This window comes from Streptomyces sp. ITFR-21 (genome assembly GCF_031844685.1).
GTDB lineage: Bacteria > Actinomycetota > Actinomycetes > Streptomycetales > Streptomycetaceae > Actinacidiphila.
Genome location: NZ_CP134605.1, coordinates 5,497,770 through 5,518,020 on the forward strand (window position 1 = coordinate 5,497,770; position 20,251 = coordinate 5,518,020).

15 protein-coding genes and 1 pseudogene are annotated in these 20,251 nt (G+C 71.4%); 12 read left to right on the plus strand and 4 right to left on the minus strand.

What is annotated here, in order from left to right; translation table 11 throughout:
* Positions 1 to 78 precede the first annotated feature (78 nt).
* Positions 79 to 669, minus strand: a complete 591-nt coding sequence (locus tag RLT57_RS24620) for a hypothetical protein (RefSeq protein WP_311299442.1) — start codon at positions 667 to 669, stop codon at positions 79 to 81.
* Between the two features lie 481 nt (positions 670 to 1,150).
* Between RLT57_RS24620 and RLT57_RS24625 the strand changes: the two genes are divergently transcribed.
* Positions 1,151 to 3,310, plus strand: coding sequence for a RecQ family ATP-dependent DNA helicase (locus tag RLT57_RS24625; RefSeq protein ID WP_311299443.1), 2,160 nt, complete (start codon positions 1,151 to 1,153; stop codon positions 3,308 to 3,310).
* A gap of 334 nt (positions 3,311 to 3,644) precedes the next feature.
* Positions 3,645 to 4,892 (plus strand): DUF4192 domain-containing protein, encoded by a 1,248-nt coding sequence (locus RLT57_RS24630; protein ID WP_311299444.1) that lies wholly within the window; start codon positions 3,645 to 3,647, stop codon positions 4,890 to 4,892.
* Here the strand turns inward: RLT57_RS24630 and RLT57_RS24635 are convergent.
* Positions 4,804 to 6,114, minus strand: coding sequence for an alpha/beta fold hydrolase (locus RLT57_RS24635; protein ID WP_311299445.1), 1,311 nt, complete (start codon positions 6,112 to 6,114; stop codon positions 4,804 to 4,806). The genes RLT57_RS24630 and RLT57_RS24635 overlap by 89 nt on opposite strands.
* Before the next feature lie 163 nt (positions 6,115 to 6,277).
* On the opposite strand from RLT57_RS24635, the gene RLT57_RS24640 reads away from it, so the two are divergent.
* The 5 genes from RLT57_RS24640 to RLT57_RS24660 all read left to right on the plus strand — a co-directional run bounded on the left by RLT57_RS24640 (position 6,278) and on the right by RLT57_RS24660 (position 12,641).
* On the plus strand, positions 6,278 to 7,012 hold the full coding sequence (locus RLT57_RS24640) for an NUDIX hydrolase (protein ID WP_311299446.1): 735 nt from the start codon (positions 6,278 to 6,280) through the stop codon (positions 7,010 to 7,012).
* A gap of 50 nt (positions 7,013 to 7,062) precedes the next feature.
* Positions 7,063 to 8,829 carry an ATP-binding cassette domain-containing protein gene (locus tag RLT57_RS24645; RefSeq protein ID WP_311299447.1) on the plus strand — a complete coding sequence of 589 codons (1,767 nt, stop codon included), beginning with the start codon at positions 7,063 to 7,065 and terminating at the stop codon, positions 8,827 to 8,829.
* 50 nt (positions 8,830 to 8,879) lie between these two features.
* Positions 8,880 to 9,839 carry a FadR/GntR family transcriptional regulator gene (locus RLT57_RS24650; protein ID WP_311299448.1) on the plus strand — a complete coding sequence of 320 codons (960 nt, stop codon included), beginning with the start codon at positions 8,880 to 8,882 and terminating at the stop codon, positions 9,837 to 9,839.
* Positions 9,840 to 10,085: 246 nt separating this feature from the next.
* On the plus strand, positions 10,086 to 11,672 hold the full coding sequence (locus tag RLT57_RS24655; protein ID WP_311299449.1) for an RNA polymerase sigma factor: 1,587 nt from the start codon (positions 10,086 to 10,088) through the stop codon (positions 11,670 to 11,672).
* 132 nt (positions 11,673 to 11,804) lie between these two features.
* On the plus strand, positions 11,805 to 12,641 hold the full coding sequence (locus RLT57_RS24660) for a S1 family serine peptidase (protein ID WP_311299450.1): 837 nt from the start codon (positions 11,805 to 11,807) through the stop codon (positions 12,639 to 12,641).
* Between the two features lie 102 nt (positions 12,642 to 12,743).
* Here the strand turns inward: RLT57_RS24660 and RLT57_RS24665 are convergent, their stop codons facing one another.
* On the minus strand, positions 12,744 to 12,974 hold the full coding sequence (locus RLT57_RS24665) for a DUF7455 domain-containing protein (protein ID WP_311299451.1): 231 nt from the start codon (positions 12,972 to 12,974) through the stop codon (positions 12,744 to 12,746).
* Positions 12,975 to 13,400: 426 nt separating this feature from the next.
* Here RLT57_RS24665 and RLT57_RS24670 point away from each other — a divergent pair, with 426 nt between their 5' ends.
* The 5 genes and pseudogenes from RLT57_RS24670 (at position 13,401) to RLT57_RS24690 (ending at position 19,288) form a co-directional block, all read left to right on the plus strand.
* Complete coding sequence (locus tag RLT57_RS24670) at positions 13,401 to 15,521, plus strand: DNA gyrase/topoisomerase IV subunit B (protein WP_311299452.1); 2,121 nt, start codon at positions 13,401 to 13,403, stop codon at positions 15,519 to 15,521.
* A gap of 325 nt (positions 15,522 to 15,846) precedes the next feature.
* Positions 15,847 to 16,340 (plus strand): annotated as a pseudogene (locus tag RLT57_RS24675) (histidine kinase); the annotation flags it as partial.
* A 29-nt stretch (positions 16,341 to 16,369) separates the two neighbouring features.
* Positions 16,370 to 16,978, plus strand: a complete 609-nt coding sequence (locus RLT57_RS24680) for a LuxR C-terminal-related transcriptional regulator (protein ID WP_399129926.1) — start codon at positions 16,370 to 16,372, stop codon at positions 16,976 to 16,978.
* A gap of 94 nt (positions 16,979 to 17,072) precedes the next feature.
* Positions 17,073 to 17,567, plus strand: coding sequence for a DUF485 domain-containing protein (locus tag RLT57_RS24685; protein ID WP_311299454.1), 495 nt, complete (start codon positions 17,073 to 17,075; stop codon positions 17,565 to 17,567).
* 71 nt (positions 17,568 to 17,638) lie between these two features.
* A complete protein-coding gene (locus RLT57_RS24690; protein WP_311300852.1) occupies positions 17,639 to 19,288 on the plus strand; it encodes a solute symporter family protein in 1,650 nt (549 codons plus the stop codon).
* Between the two features lie 24 nt (positions 19,289 to 19,312).
* Here RLT57_RS24690 and RLT57_RS24695 read toward each other — a convergent pair whose 3' ends face one another.
* A complete protein-coding gene (locus RLT57_RS24695) occupies positions 19,313 to 20,233 on the minus strand; it encodes a sucrase ferredoxin (RefSeq protein ID WP_311299455.1) in 921 nt (306 codons plus the stop codon).
* Positions 20,234 to 20,251 lie beyond the last annotated feature (18 nt).

The following is a 20,251-nucleotide window of genomic DNA, read 5'->3' on the forward strand; positions in this document are numbered from 1 at the left end:
GTGGTGTTCGCCTGGGCGGTCGCCCGGCGGACCGGTGGGTCGGCCGGTGCCACCGGCGCGGTCCCGTCGGTCCGAGCGTCACTGGACGGCGGCCCGGCGCAGCGGCTGCGGGCCTCCGCCGGGGACGGCCGGCGCCGCACCGCCCGGCCGCCGGGACCAGGAGGCCGCGTTCGGCGTGCGTCCGCTGCGGTTCTCACCGATGATGTTCCAGCCCGCCCGGGTGAGCGTCACATACGAGCCGCAGCGCAGGCCGTGCAGGGTGCAGGCGTCCCGCAGACCCCACATCCAGGCGCCGTCCTCCTCCGTCCAGCCCGCCTCGCCGTCCCGGCAGAGCATGAGCACGGCGGTCCGTACCGGCTGGCGCAGCCGCAGGTCGTGCGGGATGACCCGGCGCAGATGGGACAGCAGGGCGTTGCGCCGCTCCCAGCCGTCCGACACCCCGGGGCGGCCGGCGAAGGAAGCACTCGCCCTGATACGGCCGTCCGGATCGTAGACCGCGACCACCGCGGTCGACGGGGCCGGCAGATGCCGGGAGTGCAGGTCCTTGACCACGTCCCGCGGACTGGCCGGCAACGGCGCCCCGGCGCCGGTCCATTCGGCCGGTTCCAGGTTGCGCGACGCGCGGGAGATGGCCGTCGTCGACGTCCCCGTGATGAAGCCGATAGTCACGGTCCTCCCTTCACGGATACACCCGTAGACCGGGCGCGGGCGCACACCGGTCAGAGGGCTCCAAGAGCCGATCGGGGATCCGAAGGCAATTCTTCCCCCCGCAACTGCTGGCGGCAACGGGCAATCGCCCGCGCCGACCGGTATGGACCTGTCCGCCGCATAGATCCCGCCAGGTCCGGTGGCTCCTGGTGGCCGATCGGTCCTGCACGGCCAGGACCAGCGGGAACGCCGCCGTCGCGCCCGCCTGCCGCAGCGTCCGCGCGCCCGCCGCGAGGGACCGTCCGGTGTCCGCGGCATCGTCCACCACCAATGCGGCCCCGGCGCCGTGCGCGGCGCGGACGCCTCGGCCGGGGGTGGGGTCCCGGTGCGGAGGTCCGCCGCGGCCGTCCTCGATCGGTACGCGGCCGGCGGGCCGCGCGTGAGGCGGCTGTCACGCGGGGTGAAGTCGCCGATTGTCCTTGCCATCGGGTTGCATGGGGGCATGGACAACCTGGAACTGCGCGCCGAAGCCGATGCCGTCCTCGCCGAGCTCGTCGGTGACCCCGGGGGCTCGACGCGGTTGCGGGAGGACCAGTGGCAGGCGGTGGCGGCTCTGGTGGAGGAGCGTCGGCGGGCTCTGGTGGTGCAGCGGACCGGGTGGGGCAAGTCGGCCGTGTACTTCGTGGCCACCGCTCTGCTGCGCCGGCGCGGCTCGGGGCCCACGGTGATCATCTCGCCGCTGCTGGCGTTGATGCGCAACCAGGTCGAGGCGGCGGCGCGGGCCGGTATCCGGGCGCGCACCATCAACTCGGCCAACCCGGAGGACTGGGAGACGGTCTACGGGGAGGTAGAGAGCGGCGAGATCGATGTCCTCCTCGTCAGTCCCGAGCGTCTGAACTCCGTGGATTTTCGCGATCAGGTGCTGCCGGAGCTGGCGGCCGCGACCGGTCTGCTGGTGGTCGACGAGGCGCACTGCATCTCTGACTGGGGGCACGACTTCCGGCCCGACTACCGTCGGCTGCGCACGATGCTGGCGGAGCTGCCGGCGGGTGTGCCGGTGCTGGCCACGACGGCGACGGCGAACGCACGGGTGACCGCGGACGTGGCCGAACAGCTGGGCACGGGGGGCGGGGACGCCCTGGTCCTGCGGGGGCCGCTGGACCGGGAGAGCCTGCGGTTGGGGGTGCTGCGGTTGCCGGACGCGGCGCATCGCCTGGCGTGGCTGGGGGAGCGGCTGGGGGACCTGCCGGGCTCGGGGATCATCTACACGCTGACGGTCGCGGCGGCGGAGGAGGTCGCGGCGTTCCTGCGGCAGCGCGGGTATCCGGTGGCCTCCTACACGGGGAAGACGGAGAACGCCGACCGGTTGCAGGCGGAGGAGGATCTGCTGGCGAACCGGGTCAAAGCACTGGTGGCGACCTCGGCGCTGGGGATGGGCTTCGACAAGCCGGACCTGGGTTTCGTGGTGCACCTGGGGTCGCCGGCGTCTCCCATCGCCTACTACCAGCAGGTGGGCCGTGCGGGACGCGGGGTGGACCACGCCGATGTGCTGCTGCTGCCGGGGCGGGAGGACGAGGCGATCTGGGCGTACTTCGCTTCGGTGGGCTTCCCGCCCGAGGAGCAGGTCCGGCGCACGCTGGCGGTACTGGAGCAGGCGGGCCGTCCGCTGTCGCTGCCGGCGCTGGAGCCGCTGGTGGATCTTCGGCGCTCGCGCCTGGAGACGATGCTGAAGGTCCTGGACGTGGACGGGGCGGTCAAGCGCGTCAAGGGCGGCTGGACCGCGACAGGGCGGCCTTGGGCGTACGACGCGCAGCGGTACGCGTGGGTCGCCCGGCAGCGGCTGGCCGAACAGCAGGCCATGCGGGACTACGTGGCGACCACCGGGTGCCGGATGGAGTTCCTGCAGCGGCAGCTCGACGACGAGAAGGCGGTCCCGTGCGGTCGCTGCGATTCCTGCGCCGGAGCCTGGTTCGATCCCGCCGTGTCTCCCGGGTCGCTCGCGGCGGCGACAGGCGAGCTGGACCGTCCGGGGGTCGAGGTCGAACCCCGCAGGATGTGGCCGACCGGACTCGCCGCGGTCGGAATGGACCTCAAGGGCCGAATTCCCGCGGGCCAGCAGGCGGTCACCGGGCGGGCGCTGGGAAGGCTGTCGGACATCGGCTGGGGCAACCGGCTGCGGCCGATCGTGTCGGCGCAGGCCACGGACGGGCCGGTGCCCGACGATGTGCTGGCCGCCGTGGTGCGGGTGCTCGCCGACTGGGCCCGCTCGCCCGACGGCTGGGCCGGCGACTCGGCCGAGGCGGTGGCGCGGCCGGTGGGGGTCGTCACCATGCCGTCCCGCACCCGCCCGCAGCTGATCGGCTCACTGGCCGGGGGACTCGCCCGCGTGGGCAGGCTCCCGCTGCTGGGCGGCCTGGCGTACACCCCGCAGGCCGACGACCAGGGCGCGCACCGCAGCAACTCCGCGCAGCGGCTGCGCGCCCTGGTCGCCTCGTTCACGGTGCCCCCTGAACTGGCCGGCTCGTTGGCCGGCGCCCCCGGTCCGGTCCTGCTCGTCGACGACTACTCCGATTCCGGCTGGACCCTGGCCGTGGGCGCCCGCCTCCTGCGGCAGGCCGGAGCCGATCAGGTACTCCCCCTCGTCCTCGCCCTGGCCGGGTAGGCGGCGCCCGCCGGCGCCCGGCCGGCCTGTCCCACGCTGCGGGACCGTGACGCGGCACAGCGCGGCGGCGACAGCCGGCACCGCGAACGGCCGGCCGGGTACGACGGCCGCCGCCGCCCACCCCGGCGGCGGTCGGGGGACGGGCACCGGGCGCCGGGAACTCCCGTACGCCTGCGACCCGCGCACCACCGATCTGCAGCCGTCTTCGGCACTTCGATCGGACCCGCGGTCCGCCGACGCCGTTCCGTGACCGGTGGATAGCGTCGAGCAGAGTTATCCACAGGCCTTCAGGGGGGTCTGGTGCGAAACATGCGGGATGCGTCATCGTCGAACCATGACACAGAGCAACGAAACACATCACGCACAGTCATCGCAGGCGACCGACGACATCAAGGTCACCCTGCGCGGACCCGCGGAACTCGCCGACGCCCTGCCGTATCTGATGGGCTTTTATCCGACGGACAGCCTGGTGATGCTGGCGCTGCACGGAGAAAACCGCCGGTTCGGCGGACGCCTCCGCCTCGGTCTGCCGCAGGACCCCGAGGAATGGCCGGAGGTGGCCGGGCAGCTCGCGGACTGCCTGGTGGAAAACAGTACGCGGCGCGGTGCCCGGCCGGACTCCGTCGTCATCTTCCTCTGCCAGGATCCGCGCGCGGGCGAGGCCGCCGGCTCCGTCGTGGAACGCCTGCGACCACTTGCCCAGCGGCTGAGGCTCGCCTGCGGCGAGTTGGACGTCCCCGTCGTGGAAGCGCTGTGCCTGTCGGCGGGCCGCTGGTGGTCCTACTGTCGGCCCGACACGGCCGCCGTGCCCGGCGACGGGCAGGAGCTTCCGCCGGCCGGCAGTACGGCCATGGCCGCGACCGCCGCCTACGCGGGACTGCCTGTTCCCGGTTCCCTCCGGGACATGGAAGCCCGACTCAGGCCCGCCGAGCGGAACCGCAGACACGAGATCGCGCTCGACATCGCGGCCGCCGAGCTGGTCCCGCGCATGATGGACCACGACGGCGGAGAACAGGAGGAGCAGATCAGGAAACGCACCCTCGGCCTGGCCCGCGCGGCGCTGGAGCGCTTCCGCACGGCGCCCCCGATCACTGACCCCGGGCGCGGCGACGGACGGGACGACAGGCTGCTCGGCGACGACGAGGCAGCCGCGATCATCCTCGGTCTGCAGGACAGGGAAGCGCGCGACCGGGCCGCCGAGTGGATGGAGCCCCTACAGGCCGACGCGGCCCTGCGGCTGTGGCGCGCGCTGGCCCGCCGTTGCGCCGGCCCCTACGGTGATCACGCCGCCGCGCCGTTGGCCCTCGCCGGGTGGGTCGCGTGGTCGTCGGGCGACGAGTCCGAGGCCCGGGTCGCGCTCGGCATGGCGCTCGACCGCGAACCCCACTACACCTTCGCGCGGTTGCTCCACCATTCCGTGAACGAGGGCCTGGATCCCGAGCTGCTGCGCAGCTGCCTGCGCCATGAACGCCGCAAGCGGGTCGTCGCCGCGTCTACGACTCGCCGCGGACCAGCCGGACGAGCCGGTCGAGGACCCGGCCGCCGCTCACCCGGAGACCGTCGTGTTCGTACTCGTCGGTGACCCAGGTCCGCAGGTTTTGAACCGCGCGGGCGGTGGCGAGGGAGTCGGCGGTGTCGACGTACATGTCGTCGTGGTAGATCGCCGCGGCCACCGGCACCTCGTTGCGCGCCAACCGCTCCGGGCGGTAGAGGTCCGGCCACTGCCCGCGGTGCGCCAGCAGCTCGGCCGTCTCGTGCAGTGGTGCCAGCGCCGGGTCGGTCGCGAACATCCACGGGTGGATCGTCTCGCCCGTGAACAGCACCGGCCGGTCCTGGGCCGCTGCCCCGGCCGCGTCGAACTGCGGGAACTCCCGGCGTACCCGGTCGGCCGCCCAGTCCGTCCCGCCCGGCGACACCGAGCGCTGCCCGTAGATCGCCTCGTGCAGCACCGCGTAGAGGGGATTGCCCGCAAAGGACAGATGTGTCTGCACCTCGGACAGGAAGGAGTCGGACAGCACCGGCACCGACAGCCCCGGTACGAAGGCGTCCTCGATCAGATAGTGCAGGGTGTGCGAGCCGTCCGCGGATCCCAGCATCGCCCCGAGTGACTGGAACGCCTCGGGGGTGAGACGCCCGCCGCCCGGCAGGGCGATCTTGCCGTCGTTCAGGTGACGGACGATCTCGCGGACCGTGCCGACGTCCTCGGGGTAGCGCGCGTAGTGGCCGAGGTTCTTGCGCTCGATCCGCGGATAGGCGGCGCGGTACACCTCCTCGGCGGAGGACCGGAGGCCGGGCAGTCCGCCGGTGATCAGCACCTCGCGCAGCCCTTCGGGAGCGAACGAGAGGTAGGTGACGGCGCAGAAGCCCCCGAAGCTCTGGCCGAGGACACTCCAGCGCCCGTCCGCGCCGAGGAGTCGGCGCCGGATCACCTCGCAGTCCCGGATGATGGAGTCCGCCCGGAAGTGAGCGAGGTACCGCGCCTGCGCGGCGGCGTCACCGCGCCCGGGAAGGGTCTGCCGGGACGCCGGGGTGGAGCGGCCGGTGCCGCGCTGGTCCAGCAGCAGCACCCGGTAGTCGTCCAGCGCGCGGGTGAGCCATCCGTCGCGCCCGAGGGGACGCGGCGAACGGCCGCCGGGGCCGCCCTGGAGATAGAGCAGCCACGGCAGTCGGTCGTCCTGCCGGCCGGCCGCGACGACCTCCCTGGCATAGACCTCGATCTGCTCCCCGTCGGGCGCGTCGTGGTCCAGAGGTACGGCGAAGGCGTGGTCGGTGAGGACGGTGCCGGGCTGGCGGTGGACGGCCATGGATCTGTCTCCGGAGGTGCGAGGCGGTGCGGGTGAGCTGCGGCTCCCGCCCGGGAACGGTAGTCGGGCCGTGGCCTGCGTGCCCGGCGGGGCCTTCGGGACCTGATCGCGAAGAGGTGGCGATCCGGCTGATTATCGTCAGGGAGACGACTAGGATCGCGGCATGTCGCGTTACGACCCGTCGGCCTTTCCGCCCTTCGCCGTCACCGTCGACCTGGTCGTGCTCACGGTGCGAGAACACGCGCTGTGCGCACTGTCCGTACGCCGGGGTGAGCCCCCCTTCCAGGGGCGGTGGGCGCTTCCGGGCGGTTTCGTCCGCGGCGACGAGGACCTCTCGCAGGCCGCGGCGCGTGAGCTGGCCGAGGAGACCGGGCTGCGGGCGCAGAACGGAGCACACCTCGAACAACTGGCGACCTACGGCGATCCGCAGCGGGATCCGCGGATGAGAGTGGTCAGCGTCGCCCACTTGGTGCTGGCCCCCGACCTGCCGGCGCCCCGGGCCGGAGGTGACGCCCGCGGCGCGCGGTGGGCCCCGGTGGACACGCTGTTGGCGGAGAGCGGCCAGGAGCACCCGGGTGAGACCGCCGCGCTGGCCTTCGACCACCACCGGATCCTGGCTGACGGTGTGGAGCGGGCCCGGTCGAAGATCGAGTACTCGTCGCTGGCGACGGCCTTCTGCCCGCCGGAGTTCACGGTGGGGGAACTGCGCCGGGTGTACGAGGCGGTGTGGGGAGTGGCGCTCGACCCGCGCAACTTCCATCGCAAGGTGACCGGGACGGTCGGCTTCCTTGTGCCCACCGGAGGGACCACGACCCGTCAGGGCGGCCGCCCTGCGCAGCTGTTCAGGGCCGGGGGCGCCACCCTGCTCAATCCGCCGATGCTGAGACCGGAGGTCTGAAGACCGGGCCGTTCGGCCATTTTGTTCCTTTTGGGAGTTATGGTGCTGGGGTGATCCAGGCCATCGGATTGACCAGCACCTGCCGCCGCAACGCCCGGCCCGCCGTCGCCGACCTCACCTTCGACGTCCATCCGGGCGCGGTGACCGGACTGCTCGGCCCCGCCGGGTCCGGCAAGTCCACCGCGGTCCGGCTGCTGCTCGGCATCGAGGCGGGCCGCGGCTCCACCCTCGTCGACGGGTGCCTTCTGCACGATCTGCCGCATCCGGCCCGGGAGATCGGCGCCCTCGTCGGCGATATCGGCGGACACCCGCGCCGCACCGCCCGCGGCCACCTGCGTATGCTCTGTGCCGCCTTCGGAGTGCCCCTGTCCCGGGCGGACGAAACGCTGCACCTGGCCGGGCTCGACGCGATGGCCGACGAACGGCTCGGCACGTTCTCCCTGGGCATGGACCGGCGGTTGGGAACCGCCGTCGCGCTGCTGGCCCGCCCGCGCCTCCTGGTCCTGGACGACCCCGCTCGCGGACTGCCGCCACGGGAGGCCGCCTGGGTGCACGGCCTGGCACGCGGACACGCGGAGGCCGGCGGCGCGGTACTCCTCACCGGCAGGGACGCGCGGTCCCTGGCCCGTACCGCCGACCGCGTGATCGCGCTGGACAAGGGCCGGCTTGTCGCCGACGAACCGGCCGCGGACTTCGCCCGCAGCCGGCTGCGACCTCATGTCGAGGTGCGTTCCCCGTACGCCGAGCGGCTTGCCGGGCTGCTCGGCGACAGCGGCGCGGAGGTCGTCATGACGACCGGCACCTGTATCACCGCCTATGGAACGACGTCCGCGGAGGTCGGCGAGACCGCGTACCGTCACGGGGTCCTGTTGCACCACCTCTCCGACGGGGCCGGGCAGGCGGCCCATGCCGCCGCGGCCGACGAAGCCGGCCCCCGCTCTTTCCACGGACGCAGGAGGCCGCCGCCGGTGCGGCGGATCGCCCACCGCACCGGGCCGGAACGCCCGGTCGGCTACGAGGTACGCCGGGCCTTCGGTGTGCGTACCCCCTGGATCACCGCCGTGGTGGCCCTGTCGGGATCGGCGCTCGGCACCGTACTGATGACCCGGCTGGGTCCCGTCTCCACCTCGCCGCTGCGGTTGGTCTCCGGCTGGGCCGCCGAACTGCCGCTGCCCGCCGCAGCGATCGGCGCCGGGGGGCTGGGCGCGCTGAGCTACGGGCAGGAGTTCACCTACCCGGCACTCGCCCCCGGCTACGGCCCGGAACCCCGCAGCCCCCGGCTGCTGGTGGCGAAACTCGCGGTCGCCGCCGTTGCCGCCGTTCTGCTCGCCGGGCTCGCCGCGGTCATCGACGTGGCACTGCTGTACACCCTGCCCGGCGCCCGGCGGGACGTCGGGCCGCTTGCCCATCCGGCGGCCCTCGCCGGCTGGGCGGCCCTCGCCGTCGGCTGCGCCTGGGCGGGTGTGCTGGCCGCGGCCGTGTTCCGCACCACGGCGCTGGGACTGGCCGCGGTGCTCGCTGTTCCGGTGCTGGTCGTACCGGCCGTACGGGCGGCCCTCGGTGAGCGCGCCGCCGGGGAACTCGGCGATGCGGCCGGGGCGTTGTGGTCGGTGCTGACGGGCGTCTCCCAGGACGGCCGTACGGTGTCCGGGACGCTGCGGCTCGCCGCCCAACCCTTCTTCCTCGCGCTGGTGTTGTCGCTGGTCGCGCTCGCCGGAGCCTATGCGGCGAGCGCGATGCGCGGCCGGCGCAGGGGGCGCAGGACAACTGCCGTCCCGGCGGCCACTACTGCACCACTGACCAGCAAAAAGAGCTGATTCGTCCACAAAAACGTCAATTATCAGGTGATGAGCACTCACCCTTTCGTGTGCTTTTCAGCAAAGCCCTCAAGGCGCGCACCGGCTTCGCCGACAAAAGATGCGTGAGTACCCTTGCGCATTCCATGATGACCTCGGCTCGCTCAGCCGACTCCGGGATCTCCGGTCCGGGCGAGCTGGACCGCTATTCGTACGCCGACACCCCCGGCGCCGACCGCCCCGGACTGCCGTCCTGGGAGGGCGCGGAGCCGGACATGAACCGGGTCGGCCGCCGCACGGGCGGCAGTCGCGGCCGGGGGCTGCACGGCCAACTCGTCCAGCAGCTCGGACAGATGATCGTCTCCGGCGACCTCGGCGCCGACCGCCCCCTCGTGCCCGAGGAGATCGGCCAGCGTTTCGAGGTCTCCCGCACCGTGGTGCGCGAGTCCCTGCGCGTGCTGGAGGCCAAGGGCCTGGTGAGTGCCCGCCCCAATGTCGGTACCCGGGTCCGTCCGGTCAGCGACTGGAACCTGCTCGACCCCGACATCATCGAATGGCGGGCGTTCGGACCGCAGCGCGACGAGCAGCGCCGCGAACTGCTCGAACTGCGCTGGACCATCGAGCCACTGGCCGCCAGGCTCGCCGCCGGCCACGGGCGCGAGGACATTCAGCAGCGGCTGGCCGACATGGCGGAGATCATGGCCCACGCCGCCGCCCAGGGAGACGCCCTCACGTTCTCCCGCGCCGACGCCGAGTTCCACAGCCTGCTCCTGCAGGTCGCGGGCAACCGGATGCTGGAGCACCTGTCGGGTATCGTCTCCTCCGCCCTCCACGTCTCCGGCGGCCCGGCCACCGGCTGCGACCGCCCCGCCGACGCCTCCGTCGGGCTGCACCACCGGATCGTCGACGCGCTCGCCGGCGGCGACGGCGGCACCGCGGAAGCGGCAATGCGCCAGCTGCTCGCGGTACCCGACGAGCAGCCGGCGGCGGGCCCGGCCGACCACGTCGTCCCCGCCCCGCGCGAACACTGACTGCCCCCGGGCCGCCGTGGGTCACCCGTTGACGGGGCCCGCGGCGGCCTTAGACGTATCAGATGTCCGATTTTCCGATGATGGGTACTATTCGTGGTGTGACTCGGGCCACGTAGGGTGGGCGTAACGCTTGGCGAGGCAGTGCGATGACTTAATAGGTGGCGGCCGTACGAGGAATATCCAGCGTCGCGTCTGGCGCTGAGCCGCTGTGCGGTTCCACCGAGTCGTTCCCATCGTTCCGAGAGGTTGTTCGTGTCGGCCAGCACATCCCGTACGCTCCCGTCCGAGATCGCCGAATCCCAGTCTCTGATGGCACTCATCGAGCAGGGTAAGGCCCAGGGCCAGATCGCCGGCGACGACGTGCGTCGGGCGTTCGAAGCGGACCAGATTCCGGCAACCCAGTGGAAGAACGTTCTGCGCAGCCTCAACCAGGTCCTCGACGAGGAGGGTGTGACGCTGATGGTGACTGCCGCTGAGGCGCCCAAGCGCACCCGTAAGAGCGTCGCAGCCAAGAGCCCGGCGAAGCGTACTGCCACCAAGACGGTCGCCACCAAGGCGGCCCCTGCCAAGAAGACCGTAGCGCCCACGGCCCCCACCCCTGCGGTGGTGGTCGAGGCCGAGACCACGGTGGAGCCATCGGTGGAGGCGGAAACCCCAGCCAAGAAGGCGCCGGCGAAGAAGGTCGCCGCCAAGAAGACGGCCGCCAAAAAGGCCCCCGCGAAGAAGGTGGCAGCGGCCAAGAAGACCACTGCTGCCGTACCGAGCGAGGACGAGGCGGTCGCCGAGACCGACGAACTGCTCGAAGAGGTCGTGCCCGGTGGCAAGAGCGGGGAGGAGGACACCGAGAAGACGGAGTCCGAGAGCTTCGTGCTCTCCGACGACGACGAGGACGACGCGCCTGCCCAGCAGGTCGCGGTCGCCGGTGCCACCGCCGACCCGGTCAAGGACTACCTCAAGCAGATCGGCAAGGTCCCGCTGCTCAACGCCGAGCAGGAGGTCGAGCTCGCCAAGCGGATCGAGGCCGGCCTGTTCGCCGAGGACAAGCTCGCGGCGGCCGACAAGCTCGCACCCAAGCTCAAGCGTGAGCTGGAGATCATCGCCGAGGACGGCCGCTGGGCCAAGAACCACCTGCTGGAGGCCAACCTCCGGCTCGTGGTGTCGCTGGCCAAGCGCTACACCGGCCGCGGCATGCTCTTCCTGGACCTCATCCAGGAAGGAAACCTGGGCCTGATCCGCGCGGTCGAGAAGTTCGACTACACCAAGGGCTTCAAGTTCTCCACCTACGCCACCTGGTGGATCCGGCAGGCGATCACCCGCGCCATGGCCGACCAGGCCCGTACCATCCGCATCCCGGTGCACATGGTCGAGGTCATCAACAAGCTGGCCCGCGTCCAGCGCCAGATGCTCCAGGACCTGGGCCGCGAGCCCACTCCGGAGGAGCTGGCCAAGGAACTCGACATGACCCCTGAGAAGGTCATCGAGGTCCAGAAGTACGGCCGCGAGCCCATTTCGCTGCACACCCCGCTGGGCGAGGACGGCGACAGCGAGTTCGGTGACCTGATCGAGGACTCCGAGGCGGTCGTGCCCGCCGACGCGGTCAGCTTCACGCTTCTGCAGGAGCAGCTGCACTCGGTTCTGGACACCCTCTCCGAGCGGGAGGCGGGCGTGGTCTCGATGCGCTTCGGCCTCACCGACGGGCAGCCCAAGACGCTGGACGAGATCGGCAAGGTCTACGGGGTGACGCGCGAGCGGATCCGGCAGATCGAGTCCAAGACGATGTCCAAGCTGCGGCACCCGTCGCGCTCCCAGGTTCTCCGGGACTACCTGGACTGATCCGGGGGTACCTCGGACGGTACCAGCACCGAACGCGTTTCGGGTCACCGGAAGTGGCCTCCTGCGGATGCGGCCTCCGATCCTATCGATAACTCTGGGTGCTCAGAGTTGTTCATAGGGTCAGGAGGCCGTATGCGTTTCCCCATCCGTGCCGTGACGGCGGCTGTGGTAGCACTGCTGCCCGCGGCCGTCCTGCCGCTCGCGGGGCCTGCGGCCCCGGCGGCGGCGAACGGTGTGATCATCGGCGGCACCCCCGCCAGTACCGACCAGGAGCCGTGGGTGGTGGCGCTGTCCAGCCGCTCGCGCTTCGGTACCGACCGCTCCGGCCAGTTCTGCGGGGGCGCGGTCGTCTCCCCGCGGACGGTCGTCACCGCCGCGCACTGTTTCGGCCGGGAAGCGCTCGGCGTCTCCGACTGGCGGCAGCTGCCCGATCTGCGTGTCATCGCGGACCGCACCGATCTGACCGGCGACGCCGGCGAGGAGATCCGACTGTCGCAGGTGTGGGTGAACCCGGGCTTCGATCCCTCCACCAACGCCGGGGACGTGGCCGTGATCACGCTGGAGGAAGCGCTGCCCGGCGGGACGGGCATCGCACTGGCCCAGCCGTCGGACACCCAGCTGTACCAGGACGGTGCCCAGGCGGAGGTGTACGGCTGGGGGGATACGACCGGACGCGGCGACTACGCGGATGCACTCCGCTCCGCGCCGGTTACGGTCTTCGCGGACACGACCTGTGAGAAGGCGTATCCGGGGAGTTCCGACGGCACCTATCTGAAGGCCACCATGATGTGCGCCGGAGCGCGTGGCGGGGGCCGTGACGCCTGTCAGGGCGACAGCGGCGGGCCCCTGGTGGTGTCGGGTCGCCTGGTGGGACTGGTGTCGTGGGGCAGTGGATGCGCGCAGGCCGCGTATCCGGGCGTTTACACCCGGGTCTCCGCGGTGGCCGCGCTGGTGGCGCAGCACATGTGAAGACCGGGGTGAGCGCCGACGTCCTCGGGAAAACCCGCGGGCGGACACCCCCTCAAGGGGTCCGTCCGCCCGCGGATCCGAACTCGTCGCTGGTGCGATGTGTCAGCGCTCGTCGTCTCCCGCCGACGCCTGGGTGTCGGTGAGCCTGCCGGTCTCATCCTGTATTTCCGCTGCGATCTTCTTCAGCTCCGGCTCGAACTTGCGGCCGTGGTGAGCGCAGAAGAGCAGCTCTCCGCCGCTGAGGAGTACGACGCGCAGGTAAGCCTGAGCGCCGCAACGGTCGCAGCGGTCTGCCGCTGTCAGCGGACTCGCGGGGGTCAGAACAGTGGTCACGTCGCCTCTTCTCTAGCTCGACGAGCTGTCGTACCAGGGTCAACATCCAACCAGGCCGAAAACGTTCCCGCTCGCGGCTTTTCCTGGAAAACCGTCTTCGGAGTGACTGGGTGTTACCGATTGGCGGCGAATAGGAATATTTACGTCAGATGTCCCGAGTGGGGCACTTGTCCGAACTTGCCCCCGGCTGGCTGTCGGGTTGTTGCTGAGGACGTGCCCGGAGCCTAAATGGTTCATGCGTCTTTGGGAACGTGACATGTGTATCACTCTCACGGGTTATCGAACGCCTGCTCGATAACGGCTAGTATGGGCGTTGTGGATACCGGGTCGCGGCGTCGCCCCCCTGCCCGGCATCGGTACCCTCTGACCGGTGCGACCGACTTCGGTTGACGAATTTCACAACATCTGGATCGAGGAGCTGCCCGCGTGACCGCCGAGACATCCGTGCCGTCCTCCGCGCTGCTGGCCGGCGCGGATCGTGACGGCTCCAACTACACCGCGCGGCACCTGCTTGTCCTCGAAGGTCTCGAAGCCGTACGCAAGCGGCCCGGCATGTACATCGGATCGACCGACAGCCGCGGTCTGATGCACTGTGTGTGGGAGATCATCGACAACTCCGTCGACGAGGCCCTGGGCGGACACGGTGACCGCATCGAGGTGATCCTGCACGAGGACGGCTCCGTCGAGGTACGGGACAACGGCCGTGGCATCCCGGTCGACCTGGAGCCCAAGACCGGGCTGTCCGGCGTCGAGGTCGTGATGACCAAACTGCACGCCGGCGGCAAGTTCGGCGGCGGCTCGTACGCCGCCTCCGGCGGCCTGCACGGCGTCGGAGCTTCCGTCGTCAACGCCCTGTCCGCCCGGCTGGACGTCGAGGTGGACCGCGGCGGCCACACGCACGCCATCAGCTTCCGGCGGGGCGTTCCCGGCCTGTTCACCGAATCCGGCCCGGACGCGCCCTTCGACCCGGCGAGCGGCCTGACCCGGACCAGGAGGATCCCCCGTACCCGTACGGGCACGAGGGTGCGCTACTGGGCGGACCGGCAGATCTTCCTCAAGGACGCCAAGCTCTCCCTGGAGCACCTCCACCAGCGGGCCCGCCAGACCGCCTTCCTGGTGCCCGGCCTGACCATCGTCGTCCGCGACGAGCGCGGCGTGGAGACGGACCGGCCGGTCGAGGAGGTCTTCCACTTCGACGGCGGCATCAGCGAGTTCTGCGAGTTCCTGGCTCCGGACAAGCCGATCTGCGACGTTCTGCGGCTGACTGGCAGCGGCGTCTTCAAGGAGACCGTCCCGGTGCTGGACGAGCTCGGACACATGACACCCACCGAGGTCACCCGGGAACTCGGCGTGGACATCGCGCTGCGCTGGGGCACCGGGTACGACACCACCACCCGGTCCTTCGTCAACATCATCGCCACCCCCAAGGGGGGCACCCATGTGACCGGATTCGAGCGGTCGGTCACCAAGACCATCAACGAGGTACTGCGCGCCGGCAAGCTGCTGCGCGTCGCCGAGGACGACATCGTCAAGGACGACGCCATGGAAGGCATGACGGCGGTGATCACCGTCCGTCTCGCCGAGCCGCAGTTCGAGGGCCAGACCAAGGAGGTGCTCGGCACCTCGGCGGCCAACCGGATCGTCGCCGCCGTCGTGGCGAAGGAGCTCAAGGAGTTCCTGACCTCCGTCAAGCGCGACACCAAGGCGCAGGCCCGCGCCGTGCTGGAGAAGGCCGTCGCCGCCGCCAGGACCCGCATCGCGGCCCGGCAGCACAAGGAGGCGCAGCGCAGGAAGACCGCGCTGGAGACCTCCTCGCTGCCGGCCAAGCTCGCCGACTGCCGCAGCGACGACGTCGAGCGCAGCGAACTGTTCATCGTCGAGGGCGACTCGGCCCTGGGCACCGCCAAGCTGGCCCGCAACTCCGAGTTCCAGGCGCTGCTGCCGATCCGCGGCAAGATCCTCAACGTCCAGAAGTCGTCCATCTCGGACATGCTCAAGAACGCCGAGTGCGGCGCGATCATCCAGGTCATAGGAGCCGGGTCCGGCCGGACCTTCGACATCGACCAGGCCCGCTACGGCAAGGTGATCTTCCTCGCCGACGCCGACGTCGACGGCGCCCACATCCGCTGCCTGCTGCTCACGCTCTTCCAGCGCTACATGCGGGCCATGGTGGAGGAGGGCCGGGTCTTCTCCGCGGTGCCGCCGCTGCACCGGATCGAGCTGGTCCAGCCCAAGAAGGGCCAGGACAAGTACGTCTACACGTACTCCGACAACGAGCTCCGGCAGACCCTGCTCGACTTCCAGCGGCGCAAGGTCCGCTACAAGGACAGCATCCAGCGCTACAAGGGCCTCGGCGAGATGGACGCCAACCAGCTCGCGGAGACCACCATGGACCCGCGGCACCGCACCCTGCGGCGGATCAACATCAGCGACCTGGAAGCCGCTGAGCAGGCATTCGACCTGCTCATGGGCAACGAGGTCGCGCCACGCAAGGAGTTCATCACCAACTCCGCCTCCACGCTGGACCGGGCGCGGATCGACGTCTGACCCGGGGTGGAGTGGGGTGGGGCTGGCCGGCGCCGGGCGGGAGGATGTTCGGGGGCGCGGCGGGTGGGTCTCCACCCGGGGTGGAGGCGATCTTTCCACCCCCGGTTTGATCCCCTGATCGGGACATTTGCGTAGATTCATGGACGCGGGCAGGCCACCCCGCCCGCCCACCCGAATCCACGCCAGGGAGGCGTCCCTCATGTCCGGTCTGGTCAATGCCCTGGTGATCCTTGCGGACATGAGTCGTGATCGCCCGCCAGCTCCGGCCCCGCCGGGTCGGTGGCGGCCGATCGCCGGCGGCGGCACCGCCCGACTACTGGACGCGCCGGTGGCCGCCGCAGTGCTCTGGTGCGGCTGCGCGGTGATCGCCATCGAACGGCTGCCGTTGGCTGCAGGAGTGCCTCTCGCGGCCGTCTCGTTGACCGGTTTCGCGCTGTGGGACAGCGGGGACAGCCCGCTGGCCGCCGTGCTCCTTGCGCTGGGCCTGGCGTTGGCCGGGTACACCGTGCGGCTGGACGCGGAGGCACGAGGACAGGCGCAGCGGCTGCTGGTGCAGGAGCGGGGGCGCGAGAGGCCGGGGCCGAGTCGGCCGCACTCGCCGAACGGGCCAGGATCGCCCGGGAGATCCACGACGTGCTCGCGCACAGCCTATCCGCGCAGATGGTCCATCTGGAGGCGACCAGACTGCTGATCGAGGGCGGCGCGGACCGGGAGGAGGTGTTGCGGCGAGTGGTCGCGGCGCGGCGGATGGCTCGGGAGGGGCTCGCTGAGACACGGCAGGCGCTCTCCGCGCTGCGCGGGGAGCTGGCGCCGGTGGAGCGGCGGCGGACGGGGAGGAGGCGGTACGGCTGGTGGCGGAACACCGGCCGGAGGTGGTGCTGATGGACCTGCGGATGCCCCGCTGTGACGGGGTGGAGGCGACCCGGCGGATCCGGTCGGAGTATCCGGGGACGCAGGTGGTGGTGCTGACGACGTTCGTGGACGACGACTCGCTGTTCCCGGCGCTGCGGGGCGGGGCGCGCGGGTATCTGACGAAGGACGCGGGCCGTGAGGAGATCGCACGGGCCATCGTCGAGGTGACGGCGGGCCGGGCGGGCCTGTCGCCGACCGTGCAGAGCCGGCTGCTGGACGCGCTGGCGACGACGGTACCGGGCGCCGGTGCCAAGACTGGAGCCGGTGTCGGAACGGGAGCCGGTGCCCGAGCCGGAGTGCGTGCCGGAACCGTGCCGGAGGGCATGGGGCGAGGGGAGCGGGCGGAGTTGCCGGGCGGGCTGACCGTTCGGGAGGCGGAGGTGCTGGCCCTGGTGGCGGAGGGTCTGTCCAACGCGGAGATCGCTGGGCGGTTGCACGTGCGCATGGCGACGGTGAAAACGCACATCAACAACCTCTTTGCCAAGACCGGGGTACGGGACCGGGCACAAGCGGTCGGATATGCATACCGGCACGGCATCACCTGATGTGGTGAAGGTTTCGGCTTGTTCTATCTGGATCTTCCCGCTCTGTCCATGATTGGGCGCATGGCCGATCGGCCGGTGGAGCAAGGAGAGTTCGGTGGACAAGCACGACGGGGGTGACCCGGGGGTGCTGCGGGTGAACGACCTCTGGCAGGACGTGGGGGCGACCGGCCTGTGGCTGCCGGATCAGCAGGCCCCCGAGCGGGCCCCTGAGGCGGTGAGGGAGGATCCCGCCGCGTACGGGGAGCTTTGGACGGTCGGCGACCGGTCGGCGGTCTATTTGGAAGTGCAGCACAGCGAGGACTTCCAGCACGTACGGGACCGGTACCGGAGATTCGTCTTTCCGGCGGTGGCGGGGTTCGTCGGCTGGTACCTGCTGTACGTGGTGGCCGCGACCACCGCGCCGGGGCTGATGGGGTACCGGCTGGCGGGCGAGCTGAATGTCGCGTTGGCCGCGGGGCTGGCGCAGTTCGCCAGCACGTTCCTGCTGACGTGGGCGTACGCACGGCACGCCCGGGTGCACAGGGACCGGGCGGCGCTCGATCTGCGGTGGACGCTGGCCACCAGGACCGGACAGGAGAGGGTGCGTTGACGGCGGCGCAATGGGCCGGGCAGTCGCCGGGAGGCGGGAATGCCGCCCCGGGGTATCTGGCGACCCGGCAGCTGGCGGATTCCGCCGGCGAGCATCAGGGCCTGGCGATCGTGCTGTTCACCGTGTTCGTGTCGGTGACGCTGGCGATCACCGCGTGGGCGGGGCGGCGGCGGAGTTCTTCGGTGGAGTTCTTCGCCGGGGGACGGCTGTTCTCGCCGATGCAGAACGGGCTGGCCATCGCGGGCGACTACATGTCGGCGGCGTCCTTCCTCGGGATCTCCGGGCTGATCGCGCTGTTCGGCTACGACGGGATGCTCTACTCGGTGGGCTTCTTCGTCGCGTGGCTGGTCGTGCTGATGCTGGTGGCCGAACTGGTCCGCAACGTGGGCCGGTACACGATGGCCGACGTACTCTCCGCGCGGATGCGGGAGCGGCCGGTGCGGATCGCGGCGGGTACTGCGTCGGTGACGGTGTCGATCCTCTACCTGGTGGCCCAGATGGTGGGCGCGAGCAGCCTGGTGGGTCTGCTGCTGGGCGGCGGGGAAGGGGCCGCGGTGCGGACCTGGACGGTGATCGGGGTCGGGGCGCTGATGGTGTTCTACGTGTCCTTCGGCGGAATGCGGGCCACCACCTGGATCCAGATCGTGAAGACGGTGCTGCTGATCGGCGGGACGGTCACGCTGACGGCGCTGGTGCTGGTCCGCTTCCACGGCAACTTCGGGGAGTTGCTGCGGTCGGCGGCGGACGGGAGCGGGCAGGGGGACGCGTTCCTGGCGCCGGGGCTGAAGTACGGGGTGGACGCGACGTCGCGGCTGGACTTCATCAGCCTCGGTGTGGCGCTGGTGCTGGGTACGGCCGGGCTGCCGCACATCCTGTCGCGTTTCTACACCGTTCCGACGGCCCGTTCGGCGCGGCGGTCGGTGGTGTGGGCGATCGGGCTGATCGGCACGTTCTACCTGATGACGATCGTGCTGGGGTTCGGCGCGGCGGCGCTAGTCGGCTCGAACACCGTGCGGGACTCGAACGCGGCGGGCAACACCGCGGTGCCGCTGCTGGCCGAGATCCTCGGCGGCGGGTCGGGGACCACCGGTGGCACGGTGCTGTTCGCGGTGGTCGGAGCGGTGGCCTTCGCCACGATCCTCGCCGTGGTCGCGGGCATCACGCTGGCGTCTTCGGCCTCCGTGGCCCACGACCTCTACGCCAGCCGGCGCCGTCCGGCGGGCCAGGGTCGGCACGGGGGGCGCCACGCCCAGCGGGAGTCCGAGGGCGAGATGGACCAGGAGGAGGTGCGGGTGGCCAGGTTCGCGGCCGTCGGCATCGGAGCGGTGTCGATCTGGATCAGTCTGCTGGCGCAGGACCAGAACATCGCCTTCCTGGTGGGCCTGGCCTTCGCGGTGGCCGCGTCGGCGAATTTGCCGGGGCTGCTCTACTCCCTGTTCTGGCGCCGCTTCACCACCCGGGGCGCGGTCTGGTCCGTCTACGGCGGGCTCGTACCTGCTCTGCTGCTGGTGGTGCTGTCGCCGGTGACGTCCGGGCGGCCGGACGCGCTGTTCCCCGGAGTCGACTTCCATGTCTTCCCGCTGGAGAACCCCGGGCTGGTCTCCATCCCGCTGGGCTTCCTGGCCGGCTGGCTCGGAACCGTGCTGTCGCGCGAGTCGGCGGACGAGGGGAAGTACGCGGAGACGGAGGTGCGTTCGCTCACCGGCGCCGGGGCCGCCTGACTGCCGGGACGCGCTGGGCCGGGCTCAGCTCGCGTGGCTGCCCAACAGGTCCTTGATGGCGGTGACCTCCATCCGGGTCGGGGTACCGAGGGCTCCGCCGCAGCTTTCCGGGCGGGGCGGGGTGGAGGCGTGCTGGGCCACCGCGACCCGCCAGGCGCGGCCGTCGGTGTGGGTGACGCGGACGGTCCAGCCGCCGGGATCCGACTCCGTGCGGTCCACCGTGAGCGCGCCCGCCCCTTCCTCGCCGGTCAGCCGGCGTATCGCCAGCTCGGCGGCCTGGCCCGGACGCTCCCAGGACGACCGGCCGCGGCAGTTGTCCAGTACGACCCGGCCGGCGGCCGCCGCCGCCAGGACGTGCTGGGCGTGGCGGCCGTCCATCCGACCGTAGGCGTAGCCGTGCGGCAGGACGAGCATGGTGGGGGCGAAGCGGTGGCCGCCGAGGTGGGTGGTCTCCCAGATGCCGCCGCTGCCGGAGGCCGCGAGCTCGGTTGCCAGCGGGCGGCCGTGGACGGCGCAGCAGCGGTCCCGCTTGCCGTTGGTGCACACCAGGCCGATCGGCGGCCCCTGGTAGGGCGTTCCGAAGCCGCCGTGCTCGCCCGCGCCCAGGGCGGTGAAGTCCAGCGCGGTCAGCTCGGCCGGGTCCGTGACCTCGGCGGTGCGCACCCACGGGTGTTCGGGCGCGGTGTGGGCCAGCAGCACCCGGTGCCGGCCCGGGCGGTGCCGGTCGGGGTGCCGACCGGGGCGGCGGATCAGCGCGACCCGTACCCCCGCGACGGCGGCCAGCCGGTCCAGCGCGCGGCCGACCGCGGGGTCCAGTCGGCTCGCGCCGAGAGCCTTCGCGCCCCAGGGACCCGGCTGCTCGATCAGCAGCCAGGTCCGGGCGACCGCTGCGGTCCCGTCCATCGCCTCGTCCAGCTCGACGGAGGTCTGCATACAGGTGTTCACGTGGCTGAGAATAGGCGC

Bases quoted from the DNA above. Each gene is read 5' to 3' on its own strand.
- RLT57_RS24630 (WP_311299444.1), top strand. From the start codon at position 3,645: ATGACACAGAGCAACGAAACACATCACGCACAGTCATCGCAGGCGACC.
- RLT57_RS24635 (WP_311299445.1), bottom strand. From the start codon at position 6,114: ATGGCCGTCCACCGCCAGCCCGGCACCGTCCTCACCGACCACGCCTTC.
- RLT57_RS24625 (WP_311299443.1), top strand. From the start codon at position 1,151: ATGGACAACCTGGAACTGCGCGCCGAAGCCGATGCCGTCCTCGCCGAG.
- RLT57_RS24660 (WP_311299450.1), top strand. From the start codon at position 11,805: ATGCGTTTCCCCATCCGTGCCGTGACGGCGGCTGTGGTAGCACTGCTG.
- RLT57_RS24640 (WP_311299446.1), top strand. From the start codon at position 6,278: ATGTCGCGTTACGACCCGTCGGCCTTTCCGCCCTTCGCCGTCACCGTC.